The organism is Zobellia russellii, assembly GCF_044597075.1.
In the GTDB taxonomy this organism is placed as follows: Bacteria; Bacteroidota; Bacteroidia; order Flavobacteriales; family Flavobacteriaceae; genus Zobellia; species Zobellia russellii.
The window spans coordinates 928,929-947,804 of sequence record NZ_CP139000.1; the positions used below are offsets into that span (position 1 = coordinate 928,929).

At 39.9% G+C, this 18,876-nt stretch carries 18 protein-coding genes; 12 read left to right on the forward strand and 6 right to left on the reverse strand.

Annotated elements, in window-relative coordinates:
- Nucleotides 1-23 precede the first annotated feature (23 nt).
- The 3 genes from SJY45_RS03905 to SJY45_RS03915 all read right to left on the reverse strand — a co-directional run bounded on the left by SJY45_RS03905 (nt 24) and on the right by SJY45_RS03915 (nt 3,329).
- Entirely contained in the window at nt 24-719 is a 696-nt protein-coding gene (locus SJY45_RS03905) for an OmpA family protein (RefSeq protein ID WP_400073351.1), read from the reverse strand.
- A 7-nt stretch (nt 720-726) separates the two neighbouring features.
- Nucleotides 727-1,209: a lipocalin family protein gene (locus SJY45_RS03910; protein WP_215912091.1), complete on the reverse strand. Its 483-nt coding sequence runs from the start codon at nt 1,207-1,209 to the stop codon at nt 727-729.
- Nucleotides 1,210-1,352: 143 nt separating this feature from the next.
- Entirely contained in the window at nt 1,353-3,329 is a 1,977-nt protein-coding gene (locus SJY45_RS03915) for a thiamine pyrophosphate-dependent enzyme (RefSeq protein WP_400074291.1), read from the reverse strand.
- 129 nt (nt 3,330-3,458) lie between these two features.
- On the opposite strand from SJY45_RS03915, the gene SJY45_RS03920 reads away from it, so the two are divergent.
- From SJY45_RS03920 to SJY45_RS03950, 7 genes are all read left to right on the forward strand, one after another.
- Entirely contained in the window at nt 3,459-4,409 is a 951-nt protein-coding gene (locus tag SJY45_RS03920) for an isopenicillin N synthase family oxygenase (protein WP_215440434.1), read from the forward strand.
- 2 nt (nt 4,410-4,411) lie between these two features.
- Nucleotides 4,412-4,741 (forward strand): translation initiation factor, encoded by a 330-nt coding sequence (locus SJY45_RS03925; protein WP_215440435.1) that lies wholly within the window; start codon nt 4,412-4,414, stop codon nt 4,739-4,741.
- Between the two features lie 119 nt (nt 4,742-4,860).
- Nucleotides 4,861-5,793, forward strand: coding sequence for a DUF1835 domain-containing protein (locus SJY45_RS03930; RefSeq protein ID WP_289062645.1), 933 nt, complete (start codon nt 4,861-4,863; stop codon nt 5,791-5,793).
- 4 nt (nt 5,794-5,797) lie between these two features.
- Nucleotides 5,798-6,670 (forward strand): nucleoside phosphorylase, encoded by an 873-nt coding sequence (locus tag SJY45_RS03935; RefSeq protein WP_400073352.1) that lies wholly within the window; start codon nt 5,798-5,800, stop codon nt 6,668-6,670.
- Nucleotides 6,671-6,725: 55 nt separating this feature from the next.
- The gene (gene ppk1, locus SJY45_RS03940) at nt 6,726-8,798 is read left to right on the forward strand and encodes a polyphosphate kinase 1 (RefSeq protein ID WP_400073353.1); all 2,073 of its coding nucleotides are present in this window, start codon (nt 6,726-6,728) and stop codon (nt 8,796-8,798) included.
- Between the two features lie 71 nt (nt 8,799-8,869).
- Nucleotides 8,870-9,727 carry a substrate-binding domain-containing protein gene (locus tag SJY45_RS03945; protein WP_400073354.1) on the forward strand — a complete coding sequence of 286 codons (858 nt, stop codon included), beginning with the start codon at nt 8,870-8,872 and terminating at the stop codon, nt 9,725-9,727.
- Nucleotides 9,728-9,805: 78 nt separating this feature from the next.
- The gene (locus SJY45_RS03950; RefSeq protein WP_400073355.1) at nt 9,806-10,237 is read left to right on the forward strand and encodes a hypothetical protein; all 432 of its coding nucleotides are present in this window, start codon (nt 9,806-9,808) and stop codon (nt 10,235-10,237) included.
- On the opposite strand, the gene SJY45_RS03955 is transcribed toward SJY45_RS03950, so the two are convergent.
- Complete coding sequence (locus tag SJY45_RS03955; RefSeq protein ID WP_400073356.1) at nt 10,227-10,892, reverse strand: uracil-DNA glycosylase; 666 nt, start codon at nt 10,890-10,892, stop codon at nt 10,227-10,229. The two genes, SJY45_RS03950 and SJY45_RS03955, sit on opposite strands and share 11 nt — an antisense overlap.
- 126 nt (nt 10,893-11,018) lie before the next feature.
- Here SJY45_RS03955 and SJY45_RS03960 point away from each other — a divergent pair, with 126 nt between their 5' ends.
- The 4 genes from SJY45_RS03960 (at nt 11,019) to SJY45_RS03975 (ending at nt 15,155) form a co-directional block, all read left to right on the forward strand.
- Nucleotides 11,019-11,531, forward strand: coding sequence for a DUF3124 domain-containing protein (locus tag SJY45_RS03960; protein WP_400073357.1), 513 nt, complete (start codon nt 11,019-11,021; stop codon nt 11,529-11,531).
- 79 nt (nt 11,532-11,610) lie between these two features.
- A complete protein-coding gene (locus tag SJY45_RS03965; protein WP_400073358.1) occupies nt 11,611-13,785 on the forward strand; it encodes an endonuclease MutS2 in 2,175 nt (724 codons plus the stop codon).
- A gap of 77 nt (nt 13,786-13,862) precedes the next feature.
- The gene (locus SJY45_RS03970) at nt 13,863-14,270 is read left to right on the forward strand and encodes a DCC1-like thiol-disulfide oxidoreductase family protein (RefSeq protein WP_215440444.1); all 408 of its coding nucleotides are present in this window, start codon (nt 13,863-13,865) and stop codon (nt 14,268-14,270) included.
- A 99-nt stretch (nt 14,271-14,369) separates the two neighbouring features.
- A complete protein-coding gene (locus SJY45_RS03975; protein ID WP_400073359.1) occupies nt 14,370-15,155 on the forward strand; it encodes a DUF1206 domain-containing protein in 786 nt (261 codons plus the stop codon).
- A 12-nt stretch (nt 15,156-15,167) separates the two neighbouring features.
- Here the strand turns inward: SJY45_RS03975 and SJY45_RS03980 are convergent, their stop codons facing one another.
- Complete coding sequence (locus SJY45_RS03980) at nt 15,168-16,493, reverse strand: dicarboxylate/amino acid:cation symporter (RefSeq protein WP_215440446.1); 1,326 nt, start codon at nt 16,491-16,493, stop codon at nt 15,168-15,170.
- A 99-nt stretch (nt 16,494-16,592) separates the two neighbouring features.
- Nucleotides 16,593-17,663: a chorismate synthase gene (aroC, locus tag SJY45_RS03985; protein ID WP_400073360.1), complete on the reverse strand. Its 1,071-nt coding sequence runs from the start codon at nt 17,661-17,663 to the stop codon at nt 16,593-16,595.
- 349 nt (nt 17,664-18,012) lie between these two features.
- Between aroC and SJY45_RS03990 the strand changes: the two genes are divergently transcribed.
- Nucleotides 18,013-18,876, forward strand: coding sequence for a UDP-2,3-diacylglucosamine diphosphatase (locus SJY45_RS03990; protein ID WP_215912104.1), 864 nt, complete (start codon nt 18,013-18,015; stop codon nt 18,874-18,876).

The following is an 18,876-nucleotide window of genomic DNA, read 5'->3' on the forward strand; positions in this document are numbered from 1 at the left end:
ATTATAGGTATGGGTATGTAATATTAGCCCTTGACTTTTTGTTTTGCCTCTTGTTTCAAAGCTTCACTGGCAACAATAGCAAGTTCTACCCTACGGTTTTTAGCTTTTCCTTCTTTGGTAGTGTTATCTCCCAAAGGTTGTGTTTCACCATACCATTTCGTTTCTAAACGGCTTTTATCTATTCCCTGGGAAATTAGGTAATTGGTAACCGATGTAGCTCTTTGTTCGGATAAGGTCATATTATAATCATCCGGTCCGGCACTGTCCGTATGACCCTCGACCAATACGTTAGATTTTGGATAATCCTTCAAGATTTTGGCCAAACTGTTCAATGTAGTTTGCGAAGTACCTTTTACATCGGATTTGTTGGTGTCAAAATAAACACCTGCATCTTCGTTAAAGGTTACATTAATACCTTCACCAACACGGCTCACCTCTGCCCCTGGAATTTCCTCTTCAATACGTTCTGCTTGGCGGTCCATTCGGTCTCCAATATAACCACCGGCAACTCCACCAATGGCGGCGCCAAGAATGGCTCCCAATACCGTATTGTTACCGTTACCCACATTATTTCCGATAACGCCACCAATAGCAGCACCACTACCCGCACCTATTACAGCTCCTCTTTGTTTGTTGTTTGAATTCTGTATAGTCTTACAACCTACTACCATGGTCAACGCCATGACGATATATGCTGATTTTAGAATTACTTTCTTCATAATTATTTTATTGTTTTGTAAAATTATATATAACGGAAACCGGACTTCCATCCACGTTTACATCAGATTTTAAAGTCATTTGAGAAGGGGTCAATGAAAGAATCTCCAATCGGTATCCTGTTCTTCCATACAAGTCTTTTTTCTTTTCATCAATGTATTTGAACTGCAATTGATCGTTCCCATTTTCGTTTTCCAGAACGGACCATCTAATATTCCTTACACCTCCAGCGCACGCACTATTTGAGGTAGGGATGGTGTAACTTCCGGTACTATTGTTTTCCAGAAAGTACCACGTACTTCCCTCAAAACAGAACCCATTGGCATCATTAAAAAGCATGGATTTAAAAGAACCTTCACTAGCTTCATACCCCACATTTTCCAGTACCCAGTTACCATTAATGGTCTTGCGTTGTTCACGCACGTTCTTAGAAAGAGAACAGGAAGTCAAAACTAGGGCGCAAACGAACAGTGCAATACTATTCTTCATCATAATTTTAATTTAAGTTTTGTCTATATACGAGTGGAAATCCTTAAATGTTTCCAACAAATCGTTAAACAAATATTAATACGGACAAAGTTGCTGCATTACAGTTGTTTGGGTTGATGGAAAAAATAAAGATGTTTGCTCAATGACTAATACGCAAGAAGTTCTTTAAGGGCTGTAAGGAATCTTTCTTTGGGCAAGTAATCGTCTTCAAGCTTTTTAGCAAAAGGGATTGGGGTTTCCATACTGGCCACACGCTTTACAGGACCATCTAGATATTGGAACCTATTTTCCATGACCAATGCAGAAATATCACTGGCAATACCTCCAAATAAGCTGTCCTCTTGAAGTATAATCAGTTTTCCTGTTTTTTCTACGGAAGAATACACAGATTCCATATCCAAAGGTGCCAACGTACGAAGGTCAATTAGGTCCGCCGAAACATCAGGATTCTTTTCAAGAGCATCCAATGCCCAATGAACACCTGCGCCATAAGAAACAATGGTTATATCATTTCCTTCTTTTAATAGTGCCGCTTTACCAAAGGGCAGTGTATAGTAATCTGCAGGTATGTTCTGGTATACGCTACGGTACAAAGCCTTGTGCTCAAAAAAGAGTACCGGATTGGGGTCATTAATAGCTGTAGCCAATAATCCCTTTGCATCATATGGAAAAGCCGGATAGGCCACTTTTAGTCCCGGAGTCTTGGTAAACCACGCTTCATTGGTTTGGGAATGAAAAGGACCGGCCCCTACATCTCCTCCGCAAGGCATACGGATAACTACATCCGCTTTTTCATTCCAACGGTAATGGGATTTGGCCAAATAATTTACAACGGGATTAAAACCGCTACTTACAAAATCGGCAAATTGCATTTCAACAACGGCTTTCATTCCGTTTATGGAAAGCCCCATGGCCGCCGAAACAATTCCTGACTCACAAATAGGAGTGTTCCGAACACGTTCCTTACCAAAAGCCTCCATAAAACCTTCGGTAATTTTAAATACACCGCCATAATCGGCTACATCTTGTCCCATTATGACCAAATTGGAATGCTTCTCCATAGATTGCCGCAATCCTTTAGAAATAGCATCTACCAATCTAATGTGTTCCACCACTTTGCCCGGTTTGGTTTCTTCATATTTAAAAGTAGCGTATACATCCAATAACTCTTGAGCAGGCTCGGATTCAACTTCCTCTTCATCAAAAGCAAGTTTGAGGTTTTCGTTTATCTCGGATTCGATTTCATTGCGTAAGGCTTCAATTTTTTCCGAGGTTAGAATACCTTCTTTTAAAAGAAAAGTTTCATAGTTGGCAATGGGGTCTTTCTTGCTCCATTCCGTCATTAATTCCTCGGGTACGTATTTGGTGCCACTAGCTTCTTCGTGTCCACGCATGCGGAAAGTCTTGAATTCCACCAGAACCGGACGCGGATTTTCCCTAAGGTCCGTTGCGATCTCGCTCAATTTGGCGTAAACCTCTAAAATATGATTACCATCAATCGTATACGATTCTATGCCGTAACCCAGTCCCCTATCGGATAGGTTCTTACAGTTGTATTGTTCCCTTGTGGGTGTTGAAAGTCCGTATCCGTTATTTTCGATACAGAAAATAACGGGCAAATCCCATACGGATGCAATGTTCAGGGCTTCATGAAAATCGCCCTCGCTCGTTCCGCCTTCACCTGTAAAAACTGCCGTGACCGCTTTGTTATTTTTAAGCTTTTCGGCCAATGCAATTCCGTCCGCTACACCCAATTGCGGACCGAGGTGACTGATCATTCCTATAATTTTATAGTCTTGGGTGCCAAAATGAAAACTACGGTCACGCCCTTTGGTAAATCCGTTCAATTTTCCCTGCCATTGGGAGAAAAGGCGATGCAATGGTATACCGCGTGTTGTAAAAACGGCCAAGTTTCTATGCATAGGAAGAATGTATTCATCATTTTTCAGGGCATTGGTAACCCCCACCGAAATGGCTTCTTGGCCAATACCACTAAACCATTTGGAAATTTTTCCTTGACGTAAGAGAATCAACATTTTCTCTTCTATCATACGCGGCCCCAGAAGGTCCTTGTATAGTTTAAACAAGGTCTCTTCGCTTAAATTCCTTTTATCGTATTGCATAAAATTCTTAAGGTGAAATTGCATTTTGGAAGATAAAAGTAGCAAAAATACCACATCTAGCGTCTGGATTGTTATATTTAATAGTTGGGCATATTTTACTAACTTTGATAAAATTTATAAAGCAACATCATGAGTGCAATACCTAGTGTAGATTTACAGGATTTTGTTTCGGATAGTCCCGAAAGAAAAGAGAAATTCATAAAAGAAATCGGTTCCGCTTTTGAGAATATTGGTTTCGTAGCCCTAAGTGGCCATTTTTTATCAGATGATTTGGTAAAGAACCTTTATGATGAAATTAAAAAGTTTTTCAGCCTTCCACAAGAAGTAAAGGATAGCTACGAGATTGAAGGAATAGGTGGCCAACGCGGGTATACTTCGTTTGGAAAAGAACATGCCAAAGGAAAAAAAGAAGGAGACCTAAAGGAATTCTGGCACTTTGGACAATATGTACAGGATAATCCAAAATTGGAAGCGGAATATCCGGATAATGTTATAGTTAGTGAGTTGCCAACATTTAATGCGGTTGGTAAGGAAACATACCAGATGTTGGAAAAAACGGCTAAATACGTGCTTAGGGCATTGGCCATTCATTTGGATTTGGAGGAAACTTATTTTGATGATTACATAAAGAACGGGAACTCAATTTTACGCCCCATTCATTATCCACCTATAACTTCCGAGCCTAAAAATGCAGTACGTGCCGCCGCCCATGGCGATATTAACCTTATCACCTTGCTTATGGGAGCACACGGTCGTGGACTTCAAGTTAAAAACCATAAAGGCGAATGGGTTGACGCCATTGCCAGGCCCGACCAACTGATGATTAATGTTGGTGACATGCTATCTAGACTTACCAACAACAAATTAAAGTCTACCATACACCAAGTGGTGAACCCTCCAAAGGAGCTTTGGGGCACTTCTAGATACTCCATTCCATTTTTCATGCACCCTATTAGTGAAATGCCGTTAAATTGCCTTGATAATTGTGTTGATGATGCCCATCCAAAACAATTTGAAGATATTACGGCAGGCGAGTTCCTTCATGAGCGTTTAATTGAATTAGGACTTATTAAGGCATAATCATGGATTTACAAGATCAGCTCAAAAACCTTTTTCCAGACCATGAGCCGGAAGAAACGGAAGCTACTCCCCAAGAGAAAAATACTATTTGGCTGCAGGATGACCCCATTATTTGTAAATACGAGAAACGAAAAGGGAAGCCTATTACCATTTTAGAGGGGTATAACGGAGCGGACAGTGATTTTAAAAAACTGGCCAAAGAACTTAAAACCAAATTAAGTGTAGGAGGGTCATTTAAAAACGGTCAAATCATAATACAAGGCGATTATAGAGATAAAATTATGGCGCTGTTAAAAGAAAAAGGATTTGCAGTAAAACGAGTTGGAGGATAACCGGTTTAAATACAGTGTTTTACAATACAATTAAGACAATTTCGTTATTGTGTTAATTATTTTTGGTTTTTTTTTAATTATAAGTACTTTTAATCTCTAGAACCTAATTCACATCCTACATGAGTTCCCTTTTACACATCACCAACGGAGATAGTTTTACGGAGAGAATAAAATCATTAAAGCTCAAGGGAGATATTATTACCTGGCGCGAGATGCTCTGCGAGGGTAAAACCTTGACCAATGTGGGAAGCGAATCTTTCTGGAAAGCCCGTTTTGAATTCTTAAACAAAAACTACAAGGTGTCCAAGTCATGGTTTATTGAAAAAACCTTGAAAGAATACAGATCCCTTTGTAATCATAAACAACAAGATGAGATTGTGCTCTGGTTTGAGTACGATCTCTTTTGTCAAGTAAACATGATTGCCGTACTCAGTTGGTTAAAGACCAACCGCAAATATGCCCAAGTTTCTTTGGTCTGCAGCGGTAAAGAAGACGATACTGATAAAATGTACAGTCTTAATGACTTAACCGATGAGCAATTGCTTAAATTATACAGCAACAAAGTTGAGCTATCACAAGACGATATTGAATATGCGGACTATGTATGGCAACTTTATTGCAGTGATAACCCTATAAGATTAGAGAATCTGTCCGATTTTGGCGAATTTCAGTTCAATTATTTGGGAGATGCGGTTCGTACGCACTTACACCGTTTTCCGAGTATTAAAAACGGACTTAATGAAATGGAAAATACCATCCTAAGGCTGGCCGTAGACAAAAAGCCTACCTCAAAAGGTGCTTTTGTTTCTGAAATTCTTCAAAATCAGGGTTTATTGGGCTTCGCCGATACGCAGTATGATAGAGCCTTAGGAAGACTTAAACCTTTATTTTCCTCTTTCAATCCAGTAAGACTCACCAAAAAAGGAAAAGAGATACTGGAGAACAAAACCAGTTACTACTCTTGCATTCAAGACAATGATGTTTATCTAGGCGGTGCCTTAAAATACAATTTCCTTTACAACACCGAAGCTAGTAGAATTTTAAAGCTGTAATAGCATGCAATTAAGCCCCTCTGAGCTTATCCTAAATGCCGACAAGAGCATTTATCACCTTAATTTATTACCAGAAGACATAGCAGAAACCATAATCACCGTTGGCGATCCTGACCGTGTAAGTGATGTTTCCCGTTTTTTTGACACTATTGAAGTGAAAAAAGGGAAACGAGAGTTTCATACCCACACCGGTACGTTAAACGGTAAGCGAATTTCTGTAATCTCCACAGGCATTGGCACGGACAATATTGACATTGTTTTTAATGAATTGGACGCCCTTGTCAATATTGATTTTGAGACCCGTACCCTAAAACCGAACAGAACGGTTTTGGATATTGTTAGAATAGGTACCTCCGGTGCCATTCGTTCGGATATTCCAATCGATTCTTTTTTAATGAGTGAATATGCTATGGGCTTTGATGGTCTTTTGCATTTTTACGACAGTGATTCGGTTCAGGAGCCAGAGGTATCCAAAGCTTTTGTTGAACATACCAATTGGTCCGCTAGCAAATCAGTGCCCTATGTAGTAAAATATGATAAGAACCTTGGTGATAAGCTATTTTCAAATCGTATACGATTAGGGGTCACTGTTACCAATATAGGCTTTTACGGACCTCAAAGTAGAGTATTGAGGCTAAAACTGAATGACGAAGGGCTTCAGGATAAATTAGCCTCATTTGAGCACGATGGTATTAAAATCACCAACTTGGAAATGGAAACTTCAGGAATCTACGGCCTGGCAAAATTGTTAGGGCACCGTGCGGTTTCTATGAACTGTATCCTGGCCAACCGGGCTAATGGTGAATTTAGTGCCAATCCTTCCCAATCGGTGAAAGAACTGATTCAATATACCCTGGAAAAGCTAACAAAAGCTTAACTACTTAACACTAAATTTAGATTCTTGAGATAACGATTGGTTATTTTTGTTTTCTATGGAAAACGGAAATTACAAACATCGAGATGTAAATTGGCTATATTTTAATGAAAGGGTGCTGCTAGAAGCTGCAGATTCCACTACTCCCCTTTTAGAACGTTTACGATTCTTGGCCATCTTCTCTTCCAACCTTGATGAATTCTTTAAGGTACGGGTGTCACAGTTACGACAGTTAAAATCGGTAGATAAAGAATTACGACGAAAACTCGTTCTAAAGTCCAATAAGCGGCTCAAGAAGATTCTTCGCATCATTGATAAGCAACAGCAACGGTTCGGAATTATCATGGAGGCTATTTTCAAAGAACTCCAAAAACAGGATATTCATTTTTTAACCGATACTACCTACACATCGGAACAGACTACCTACCTCAATGCTTATTTTAATAGTATTTCTGCGGATTGCACCCTTTACAAGGCACAGGAAAACCCTAAACTGGCAGATGGAGGCTTATATTTTTTTGTGGCTTTGGCCGATGAAACATATTATTTTGTAAAAATACCAACGGATAGTCACGAACGCTTTATTAAAGTGCCCGGAAAAGGTCGTTCATATGTTTTTTTGGATGATGTGGTTCGCATGCATCTGAATCATTTATTTCCGCAAAGCGAAGTGATAGCTAGCTATTCCATAAAACTGTCCCGCGACGCAGAGCTCTATTTGGAAGATGATTTTGGTGATACCCCATTGGCCGACCAAATTTATGATGCGCTTCACCAACGGCAATCCGGACAACCCACACGATTGCTTTATGACGCACAAATGTCTGAATCGAATAAGGAAATCATTAAAGAGGCCTTAGGCATTTGTGCAATTGATTTGTTTCCCGGTGGGCAGTATCATAATCTTTCGGATTTTTTCGGTTTTGAAAACCCCGTTGAGAATCAAAATTTGATTTACAAGGCTCAACCTGCCTTACCGCATCCGGTTTTATCAACCACTAACGATTTTTTCGGTGCCATTGCAGAAAGAGATCAACTGGTTCATTTCCCATATCAGAGTTTTAGTGTTGTGGAGAATTTTATCGCTGCAGCGGCAAAAGACAATACGGTCACGCATATCAAAATTTCCCTTTACCGAATCGCTAAAGCCTCAGTACTTACAGATGCGTTGCTCTTAGCGCTAAAGAATGGAAAAAAGGTGACCATTTTTGTGGAAGCCAAAGCGCGGTTTGACGAAAAAAATAACATTGAATGGGGTAAAACATTCGAAGATAATGGAGCCAAAGTTTTCTTTAGTGTCCCCAACATTAAAGTACATTCCAAAATCGCTTTAATAGAGCGTACGGAAAATGACAAGCTTAAACGATATGCATACATTGGTACAGGTAACTTTAACGCTAAAACTTCAAGAATTTATTGTGATCACGGACTTTTTACTGCTCACAATCAGATAACTGAAGATTTGAGTCAAGTTTTCCTAACACTGGAAAGACATTTGATTATCCCTAAACTAAAACGCTTGTTGGTATCACCTTTTAACACTAGAAATGTATTTCTACAATCAATTGAAACCGAAATAAAAAACAGCAAAAAAGGACTGCCCGCCAAAATAACGGCAAAGATGAACAGCCTTGAAGACCGGACCATGATAGATGCTCTGTATCGTGCTAGTGAAGCAGGAGTTGAAGTGCGCCTTATAGTCCGTGGGTTTTGTTGTCTTGTTGCAAGACCGGAGAATGAGCTTCCATCTGGAGCTAAACCAATAATAGTGACCAGTATAGTTGATCGTTATCTAGAACATGGCCGCATCTATCTGTTCCACAACAATGGCGAGGAAGAAATGTATATGGGCTCTGCAGATTGGATGACCAGAAATTTGGATAGACGTATTGAAGTACTGACGCCCATTTTAGATGAAGCCGTTTTTAATCAACTAAAGGCTATTTTAGAGCTTCAGATAAACGATACGGTAAAAGCACGTTTTCAAGATGCGAACGATACAAACGAGCATGTAGCATCGCAAAAAGAAATTTCAATTCGCTCACAATACGCTATTTATGACTATTTAAAAAACGTAAGTGATTCTGGGGCTCTGGCGAACACTCCCCTTGTCGCAGCAAATAGAGCATAACCATGCTTTTTTACATAGGTCGATGACTTACTTTTTCTTAATTTTACGAATACAAGCACAATCCTTACCATATGAAAACAGTACGAATAATAGGCGTTCCGGAACATTTTAACCTGCCATGGCACATGGCTATAGAAGAAGGCGCTTTTGAAGAAAGAGGCATTGACCTTCAATGGACGGAAGTACCGGAAGGCACAGGTAGAATGTGCCAAATGCTTCAAAATGATGAAACGGACTTAGCCATTATTCTTACCGAAGGTCTTGTTAAGAGTATAACGGAAGGAAATCCTGCTAAAATCGTTCAAGAATACATTTCTACCCCTCTGCAATGGGGAATTCACGTGGGTGCTGAAAGCCAATACAAGTCCATAGCCGATTTAAAAGGAACAAAGGCTGCCATTAGCCGTATGGGCAGTGGTAGTCACTTAATGGCCTTTGTAAACGCTCAGAACGAAGGTTGGAGTACGGATGCGCTTCAATTTGAAATTATAAATAATCTGGACGGAGCGGTAACAGCCTTGACCGAGGGGCAAGCCGATTATTTTATGTGGGAACATTTCACCACTAAACCTTTGGTGGATCAAGGTGTTTTTAGACGTCTAGGAGATTGCCCAACACCATGGCCTTGCTTTGTGATTGCCGCAACGCAAAAATTCCTAAACGAGGAAAAGGCCATTTTAAAGCACATTTTAGAAGTTATTAATACATACACGGTGGAGTTCAAACAAATACCGAGCATAGACCGCAATCTGGCCAATAGGTACGGACAACAGTTGGAAGATATTAAAGAATGGTTAAAAATAACCCGCTGGGGACAAGCCCAAATTAATCCACAAACCATTGAAAAAGTGCAAGATACACTCATCGACTTAAAGTTGATTGATAAAAAGATTAAGACAGACGAACTTTTACAAAGTTTTAGCAGTTAATTACTTGACAGGCAGTTGTATGTGTTTTAATTTTATAGGGAATTGGCGAAACTAAAGTTGAATTAATTCCTAATGAAAATGAAAACAAAACTACGTAGTATAACTCTATTTTTGTCTGTGGTATTATTTTTCTGGGGTGTTCATTTTGCCCAGGCACAGACCTATTACGCTTTACAAATAGACCGGAATATTCGCATGAAAGCAGAGGATATTACCGCCGAGTATCAACCTAGGTTGGTCATGGGTACGGAACAGGCTCTAGAATTTCGGAATACCGTGGCCAAATACATAGTTAAGAAAAGGTCGGTTGAGAACAATCCTGATATCACAAACGGGCAAAGACGTTATCGACTAAAACTTCTGTCCAGTCACGAAAGTTCTGAAATGGCTAATGTGCTCTACCCCTATCAATGGCAAGAATATTTACGGGTTAAACCCGAAATTCAGCCTTTACCCAATGAAGAGTCACGATTTGATGATGCTATTGCAGATAATCAGTCTACCAATTAATAGGCTCAAGATCTTTGTTTTTTAGAATTTCGTTGACTTGACTAAAATGCCGGTTTCCAAACCAGTAACCACGATTGGCGCTTAACGGAGAAGGATGTCCGGAGGTTAAGATATGGTGCTTGTTTTCATCTATCAACTTGGCTTTCTTTTTTGCAAAACCGCCCCACAATAGAAAAATCAGGTCTTGTTTTTCGTTGGATAGCTTTTTGATTACCGCATCCGTAAAGGTTTCCCATCCTTTTTTTTGATGACTACCGGCCTCGTGGGCCCGTACGGTAAGCGTAGCATTGAGCAAAAGCACCCCTTGGTCTGCCCAACGCTCTAAATTTCCGCTTTGTGGATAAGGTTTGCCTAAATCCGTTTCAATTTCCTTAAAGATATTGATTAAAGAAGGAGGGTGCGGAATACCGTCCTTAACCGAAAAACAGAGTCCGTTTGCTTGATTAGGGCCATGGTAAGGGTCTTGCCCAATGATGATTACCTTGGTTCTGTCAAAAGGGCTATGGTCAAAAGCGGCAAAAATGTCCTTTCCCTTGGGATAACACGTGTTTTGAGTATATTCAGCCTTTACAAATTCTATGAGCTGTTTAAAATAAGGGGCTTCAAATTCTTGAGAAAGCGGTGGTATCCAGCTTTTATGTATTTGTACTGTCATTTATTATGATCATTTTTGTATTACAACGGTAAATAAACTTGTGGCAAGTAGATTTCGCCGTTTTCAAAAATACTTAAAAATTAGAGTGCAAAGACTACGGAAAGTCGGCTTTAAATATCCAGAAAAATGAAAAAGTGTGTTTTATCGCTATTGGTTGTGTCGTTACTAATGAGTTGTATTGAGGATAAAAAGGAGATCAGCTCTATTAATCCTGAAAACTGGTCTAAGCGCAAAATAAATATTAGCGCGAAGGATTCGCTGGAATACGGTAAATCATATTTGTCCGTTTACTCCCAGATTTATAGCATGACAGAGCATAAAACACACAATTTAACCGCTATGGCAAGTTTGCGGAACACAAGTGATAAAGACACGATATACTTGACCAAGGCCGAATATTTTGATACGCACGGAAAATCGCTTCGCACTTATTTTTCACATCCCATTTACTTGGCCCCAATGGAAACTACCGCCATTATTATTGATGAAATAGATATTGAAGGTGGTACGGGTTCCAATTTTTTAATCGAATGGAAAATACCAAAAAACTGCCCAGAACCTCTTTTTGAGGGAGTTATGAACTCTACCATGTCCCAACAAGGTCTTTCGTTCACTACACAGGCCAAACGTATTGAATAACAAAGCTTATATATAGCCAAGCCAATGGATTTCACATCTCGCCGCCATTGACTACCTTTGCCGTCGCAATTAAATAAGAATGGCAAATATTCACCCTAAAACGGTACAAGATCTTGAATTTCCCACAGTTTTAAAGCAGGTTTCTGCCCGATGCTCCACGGAATTGGGAAAAGAACGTGCTTTGGAAATAACACCAATGACTGACAAGGAGGCTGTAGAGAATGTCTTGGGACAGACCGCAGAATACTTATCCTCTTTCGTTAACGAAAACCGAATACCGCCGCATGGTTTTGATGCAATAAACAAAGAGCTACAACTCCTTCGTATTGAAAACACAACCCTTGAGGTATCTAGTTTTAAGAAGATTGCCACTATCTGTACTACGGTAACAACCCAGAAAAAGTTCCTCAAAAAGTTCAAGGAATACTATCCACTGCTTTTTGAGGTATCCGAAAAAATTCAGCTGAATACGGATATCCCTAAGGAGATAGATGTGGTTATAGACCGATTTGGAGAAGTAAAAGACCGCGCATCGAACAAACTTTTTGATATACGCCGCCAAATGAACCAGGTAAAAGGAAAAATCGGACAGAGCTTTGCTTCTGCCCTGAATACTTACCACGGTTCTGATTATTTGGATGATATACGGGAGTCCGTTGTGGAGAACCGCCGTGTTCTGGCGGTAAAGGCCATGTACCGTAGAAAAGTAAAGGGAACGGTTATGGGTACCTCCAAAACCGGAAGTATTGTTTACATTGAGCCGGAAGCCACTTTAAAATATAGCCGAGAGCTGAACAATTTGGAGTACGATGAAAAAGAGGAGATTCAGCGCATTCTAAATGAACTCACTAACCAGATTCGCCCTTTTGCTTGGCTATTGGCCGAGTATAAAGAGTTTTTGGCCCATATGGATATTACCTCGGCCAAGGCTTCTTACGCAAGGGAAACCAATTCGTTACTCCCCAAAATAAACGATGAGAAACGATTATTTTTACGTGATGCGTATCATCCGCTGCTCTATCTGAGCAACAAATTGCAACGTAAAGAGACTTATCCGCAGACTATAGAACTGCACTTAGAAAACCGGATTATTGTCATTAGCGGCCCTAATGCCGGCGGTAAAAGTATCACCCTAAAAACGATAGGATTACTTCAAGTAATGCTTCAATCAGGACTCCTAATTCCCGTTCATGAAAGAAGTTCCGTTTGTTTGTTCGATACGATTTTAACCGATATAGGAGACAATCAATCTATAGAAAACCATTTGAGTACCTACAGTTATCGTCTTAAGAACATGAAGAACTTTTTGCGAATCTGTAATGATGAAACGCTTTTTCTTATTGACGAGTTTGGTACCGGAAGTGATCCAGAATTGGGTGGTGCCCTAGCGGAAGCGTTTTTGGAAGTCTTTTATGAGCGTGGCGCTTATGGAGTCATAACCACGCATTATGCCAACTTAAAGGCTTTAGCGGACGAGCTGCCCCACACTACGAATGCCAACATGGTCTTTAACAGCAAAACTTTGGAACCCACCTTTCAATTGGTTCTAGGGGAAGCCGGTAGCTCATTTACATTTGAAGTGGCTCAAAAGAACGGCATTCCCTACAGCTTGATAAACAAGGCAAAGAAGAAGGTAGAACGAGGCAAAGTGCGATTTGATGCCACGATAGCCAAACTTCAGAAAGAACGCAGCAAAATGGCTAAAACAGGCTCTAGACTTCAAGAAGAGGAGTCCAAAGCGCGTGAAGAAGCCGCTCGTTTGGAAAAACTGAACGCCAAGGTCAAGAGTAAATTGGAGAATTACCAAGAATTGTACGATCACGACCAGCGTATGGTGCAGTTGGGCAATAAAGTAGATAAGGCTGCTGACCGATACTTCATTGACAAAAAGAAGCGCCCGTTGGTATCCGAGCTTTTACGAATTGTGGAGACCGAGAACAGCAAACGCAAGAAAAAGACCGCCAAGGAAGCCAAAGTTGAGCGTGCGAAAAAAGCACAGGTAGTTCAAGAGGTGCAAAAGGAGGTCAAGGTAATACGGGAGAAAAAGATAGTTGAGAAGAAAAAGGCGATTATCAAAGAAAAGAACAAACCACGCCCCATTTTTAAGGTAGGCGACCGTGTACGTATGCAAGACGGGAAATCCGTGGGTACCATAGATAATCTTGAAAAGAACAAGGCTATCGTAAACTACGGCATTTTTACGACTAATGTGAGTGTTGATCAGCTGGAGTTGGTGGAACGGGTTAAAAAGTAATTCCGAACCTTAATTACGGTTTGAAAACAAGGAGTTGTAAATTGAAATATATGCCCTGGTCTTCGTAACTTTACACTGTGAAAAATTCAAAACAAATCATTCTTTTTGATGGCGTTTGCAATCTTTGTAATGGGGCCGTTCAGTTTATCATTAAACGGGACGAAAAGGATGTCTTCCGTTATGCGGCATTGCAAAGTGACCTTGGCAAGCAGTTAATGTCCGAGCGAAATATTGATGCTTCGCAGATAGATTCCATTATTTTAATAGATCCGGGAGTGGCTTTTTACATTAAATCCGATGCCGCACTAGAAATAGGAAAACAACTTAGTGGTTATGGCGTCATTTCGTCTGTTTTACTATGGATTCCTAGCAGTATACGCAATATCGTATACGATTTTATAGCGCGCAATCGCTATAAATGGTACGGCAAAAAAGAAGAGTGTATGATTCCTACGCCCGAGTTGAAAGCCAAATTCCTCTCATAGGAATCGCAAACCCTTCTTATCTCATTCGTTTAAAACTTATTGTAATCGGGCTAATTGCTAATGAAAGTTTAAATTATCATTAGTGAACTTCAATACGCCATGAACAATAAAATAAAACAAGTAGCCTATGTTGGCTTTGTAGCCAAGGGCTCCGTATACGCCATTACTGGAATATTAGCTTTTCTTGCAGCTTTTAATTTGGGAGGTCAAAAAGCGGGGAAATTACAGATTATTGAATTTCTGGAAAAGCAGCCTTTTGGCAAGTTCTTACTAGCCGCTCTTGGGGTTGGTTTAATTTGCTATGCATTGTGGCGCTTTATCCAAAGTATTCAGGACCCGGAAAATATGGGTACTGATGGCAAAGCCCTGGTAAAAAGGGTTAGCTTTTTTATTAGTGGTCTAATTTATTTGGGGCTGGGTATTTTTGCAATTGTGGATATCTTTTATGAACCGGATTCTGGCTCTGGAGGGTCGAGTTCTTTATTAACCGGAGATATTAGGACCTATTGCTTTATTGTCATTGGTATCGCTCTGGCTGGAAAAGGTATTTATCAATTCATAAAAGTATATAAGGGAGATTTCCTTAAGAAATTTAACCTCACGTCCCTCTCCGATACAACTCAACGCAAGTTCATAAAAAATGTGGGCTATATTGGACTCATGGCTAGAGGTATAATGACGAACATTATATCTTACTTCTTCTTAAAAGCAGGCTTTAGCTTAGCTGGAAGTGATTCGTCTAGCATGAAGGGTACTACGGAAGCCTTTCAGTTTATTCAACAAAACTCATCTGGCCCATGGTTAATGGGTATAGTGGCAACGGGACTAGTATGCTATGGAGTATATATGTTCACCAAGGCACGGTATCGTCAGTTTAGTAATTAAGTTTATCGCCGTTTATTTAACTTTGTCGTAGTTATCGTCCCAGTTCTTCACTTTCGGCTTGCCCAGTTTTCCAACAGATTTGGCAACCATCATAGCAACACAAGCATCACCGGTAACATTAACTACGGTTCGTAGCATATCCAATGGTCTGTCCACTGCAAAAATAAGAGCTAAGCCTATCGCCAATTTATCTTGAGGAAAACCAATGGCTTCCAGAACAATTACCAGCATTACCATACCTGCGCCAGGAACCGCTGCCGAACCTATAGAGGCCAATAAGGCGGTAAGTACAATGGTAAGCTGTCCGGAAAAGGATAAATCAAAACCTAGCGCCTGTGCAATAAAGACTGCGGCAACACCTTGATAAAGGCTTGTACCGTCCATATTTATTGTTGCGCCTACAGGAAGTACAAAGCTGGAAACCTCCTTATCTACACCAATATGCTCTTCAACCCTTTCCATAGTAACCGGTAAAGTGGCGGCACTAGAACTTGTGGAAAATGCTAAAAGCTGTGCTGGGCTCATTTTACTCAAGAAAGTCCATGGGTTGTAGCGTGTAAAAGTTCCAACTATCAAACTATAGAAAACAATCATTAAAATCAAACCAAGTGTTACTACGCCAGCATATTTTAAAAGAGCTAGCAAAAGATCCGAATCTCCGGAAGAGACCACAACATTCGCTAAAAGCGCAAATACTGCTATGGGAGCCGTAAGCATGATCAAATCTACCATTTTCAATACCACATCATTTAGTGAATCAAAAAAATCCTTTAAGGGCTTGGCTTTTTCCTCGCCTATCAGCAACATAGAAATACCCATAAATATGGTAAAGAAAATCACCTGAAGCATTAAGCTATTGTTACTTAAAGCGTTAAATGCATTGTCTGGTACCATGTCCTCTAGAAACTGTAACGGACCACTATCTTTTTGCCTTGAAGCTTCCTCTAGTTTGGAAGTAACTCCGCTATCATTGGAATATGTTTCGGTTAATTTGGTAATGGTATCTTCGGATATGCCTTCGCCCGGTTTGAGCAAATTCACTAAAATAAGACCTATAGATATGGCAATTACCGTAGTACCAATGTAGATGGCAATAGTTCGCAAACCAATATTCCTGAACTTTGAGATATCCTTTAAATCAGATATTCCCTTTATCAGCGAAGCTAAAATAAGCGGAATTGCAATCAGTTTTAGAAGTTTAACGAAGATGGTCCCTAAAGGGTTTATCCAATCTAGGACAAAATCTTTGCCCCAATCCACATAAGTCATTCCAAAACCAAAGAGAATACCCAAAACCATTCCGATTAGGATTCTCCAGTGTAATTCCAATTTTTGCATGCATCAAAAGTTTAAGCAAGTAATATACTGCTTTTGATTTGAAAGCAGAAAAACAACCTACAAATCGCCTTTGGATTTAATGAATTGCCAATAAATTGATTATGAATTTGCCTTAATAGTACGATTTAGCAAGCTAAAATCCGCCATTACCAATGCGGCCATAGCTTCTACAATAGGAACGGCACGTGGTACCACACATGGATCATGACGTCCTTTTCCTTTGGTCTGCACAAAATTACCTTCCTTGTCTATGGTTTGATAAGGCTGAATGATAGTTGCCACAGGTTTGAACGCTACATTAAAGTAGATATCCATTCCGTTACTGATCCCACCTTGTATACCTCCGCTAAAGTTGGTTTTTGTAGTACCGTCTTGATTGAACTGATCATTATGCTCGCTACCTTTCATAGCAACACCTGCAAATCCGCTTCCGTACTCAAAACCTTTTACGGCGTTTATGGAGAGCATAGCTTTGCCCAATTCTGCATGAAGTTTGTCAAAAGCAGGTTCTCCTAGGCCAATAGGTACATTTTGTATTACACAGCTAATGACGCCACCAACGGTATCCCCTTCTTTACGAATATCCTTAATGTAATCTTCCATTTTGGCGGCCATTTCCGGGTCTGGACAGCGCACAGGATTCGCTTCAGTTTGATTAAAGTCCAAATCTTGATACGGGGTTTCCATCTTCATGTTCCCTACTTGAGAAACATAAGCGTTTATTTTCATTTCGCCCAAAAACTGCTTGGCTATAGCTCCTGCCACTACCCTGCTGGCCGTTTCCCTTGCTGAACTACGACCACCGCCACGGTAGTCCCTAAAACCATATTTCTGATCATACACATAATCTGCATGCGAAGGACGGTAGGAGTCTTTGATATGTGTGTAGTCGTGAGATTTCTGATTGGTATTGTGAATGGCAAAACCAATGGGTGTTCCCGTGGTCTTTCCTTCAAAAATACCGGAATAGAACTCAACCGCATCCGGTTCTTTTCTTTGGGTAACAATAGCAGATTGCCCCGGTTTTCTTCGGTTCAGTTCATTTTGAATGGCTTCAAAGTCGATTTCTATTCCTGATGGACATCCATCTAAAACGCCTCCTATTGCTACACCATGAGATTCTCCAAACGTTGAGAGTTTAAATAGGTTTCCAAAAGAGTTTCCTGCCATTCTAAAATATTAAAATTAATTGTTGCTAAACCGTATGTAGCCAAAACTATAAAACTGAACCATATATGGGGGTGCAGTGGTTTTGGCTAGCGGTAAAGATAAATCTTAAATCAATGACCGCAAAATTAGGTATTGGGTATTCATGAATAAGATGTGTATTGTGGTTCTTAATGTTTATTTAATGGTTTCAAAATCAATTGATATTGCCAATTTCACATTGGTTTTACATAGGTGTGGTTAATTTGGATATCCTTTTAAAAGTCAGAGAAAAACAACTACTCCCCTATGTTCTTTCATTGACTCCTTGGAACCCTCAAAAAGGTGTTTAACAGAGTTTATAAAATCTTGGATGAAAAAACGAAAAGTAGATATCGCTGTAATTTCGGACGTTCATTTGGGTACGTATGAATGCCACGCCGATGAGTTATTAACCTATTTGAGCAGTATTCAGCCCAAAACACTTATACTAAATGGGGATATTTTAGATATAAGACGATTCAATAAAAGTTATTTCCCTACGGAACACAGTAAGGTTTTACGAAAAATAATTACCCTGTCCATGAAGGGTACAGAGGTGTATTACATTACGGGAAACCATGATGATATGATGCGTAGATTTTCTGGGATTTCATTGGGCAACTTGCATATTGTAAATAAATTGATTCTGAATCTACATGGTAAGAAAGCCTGGTTTTTTCATGGCGATGTGTTTGATATTTCAATACGAAATGCCAAATGGTTCGCAAAATTGGGCGGATACGGATACGCACTACTCTTTTTTGCTAACCGAACATTAAACTGGTCATTGCGAAAGCGAGGAAAGGACAAATATTCCCTTTCCAAGAGAATTAAGAAAAACGGTAACAGAAGCTTAACCTATATTGCAAACTTTGAAAAGTCGGCCACAGACATTGCCATTGAAAATGGACATGACTACGTAATTTGCGGTCACATACACCAACCTAAGAAAATCAGGCATGAAACGGATAAAGGTTCTTGCACCTATTTAAACTCGGGAGATTGGGTGGAAAACCTGACCGCATTGGAGTATTCCTTAAAACGGTGGAAAGTTTACCGTTACAATCACGATAAACTTTCCCCTTTTTTTATGGATGAGGAATTAAAGAACATGAACATGCAAGACTTGGTGAACTCTATTGCCGTAGCAAAGCAAAAACCTTCAAAAGAAGGTGAAGCCCCGCTTGATAATTAA

What these genes read in the sequence shown, in the direction of transcription:
- SJY45_RS03905 (WP_400073351.1), bottom strand. Translation starts at nt 719, where the DNA reads ATGAAGAAAGTAATTCTAAAATCAGCATATATCGTCATGGCGTTGACC.
- SJY45_RS03910 (WP_215912091.1), bottom strand. Translation starts at nt 1,209, where the DNA reads ATGATGAAGAATAGTATTGCACTGTTCGTTTGCGCCCTAGTTTTGACT.
- SJY45_RS03915 (WP_400074291.1), bottom strand. Translation starts at nt 3,329, where the DNA reads ATGCAATACGATAAAAGGAATTTAAGCGAAGAGACCTTGTTTAAACTA.
- SJY45_RS03920 (WP_215440434.1), top strand. Translation starts at nt 3,459, where the DNA reads ATGAGTGCAATACCTAGTGTAGATTTACAGGATTTTGTTTCGGATAGT.
- SJY45_RS03925 (WP_215440435.1), top strand. Translation starts at nt 4,412, where the DNA reads ATGGATTTACAAGATCAGCTCAAAAACCTTTTTCCAGACCATGAGCCG.
- SJY45_RS03930 (WP_289062645.1), top strand. Translation starts at nt 4,861, where the DNA reads ATGAGTTCCCTTTTACACATCACCAACGGAGATAGTTTTACGGAGAGA.
- SJY45_RS03935 (WP_400073352.1), top strand. Translation starts at nt 5,798, where the DNA reads ATGCAATTAAGCCCCTCTGAGCTTATCCTAAATGCCGACAAGAGCATT.
- ppk1 (WP_400073353.1), top strand. Translation starts at nt 6,726, where the DNA reads ATGGAAAACGGAAATTACAAACATCGAGATGTAAATTGGCTATATTTT.
- SJY45_RS03945 (WP_400073354.1), top strand. Translation starts at nt 8,870, where the DNA reads ATGAAAACAGTACGAATAATAGGCGTTCCGGAACATTTTAACCTGCCA.
- SJY45_RS03950 (WP_400073355.1), top strand. Translation starts at nt 9,806, where the DNA reads ATGAAAACAAAACTACGTAGTATAACTCTATTTTTGTCTGTGGTATTA.
- SJY45_RS03955 (WP_400073356.1), bottom strand. Translation starts at nt 10,892, where the DNA reads ATGACAGTACAAATACATAAAAGCTGGATACCACCGCTTTCTCAAGAA.
- SJY45_RS03960 (WP_400073357.1), top strand. Translation starts at nt 11,019, where the DNA reads ATGAAAAAGTGTGTTTTATCGCTATTGGTTGTGTCGTTACTAATGAGT.
- SJY45_RS03965 (WP_400073358.1), top strand. Translation starts at nt 11,611, where the DNA reads ATGGCAAATATTCACCCTAAAACGGTACAAGATCTTGAATTTCCCACA.
- SJY45_RS03975 (WP_400073359.1), top strand. Translation starts at nt 14,370, where the DNA reads ATGAACAATAAAATAAAACAAGTAGCCTATGTTGGCTTTGTAGCCAAG.
- SJY45_RS03980 (WP_215440446.1), bottom strand. Translation starts at nt 16,493, where the DNA reads ATGCAAAAATTGGAATTACACTGGAGAATCCTAATCGGAATGGTTTTG.
- aroC (WP_400073360.1), bottom strand. Translation starts at nt 17,663, where the DNA reads ATGGCAGGAAACTCTTTTGGAAACCTATTTAAACTCTCAACGTTTGGA.
- SJY45_RS03990 (WP_215912104.1), top strand. Translation starts at nt 18,013, where the DNA reads ATGAAAAAACGAAAAGTAGATATCGCTGTAATTTCGGACGTTCATTTG.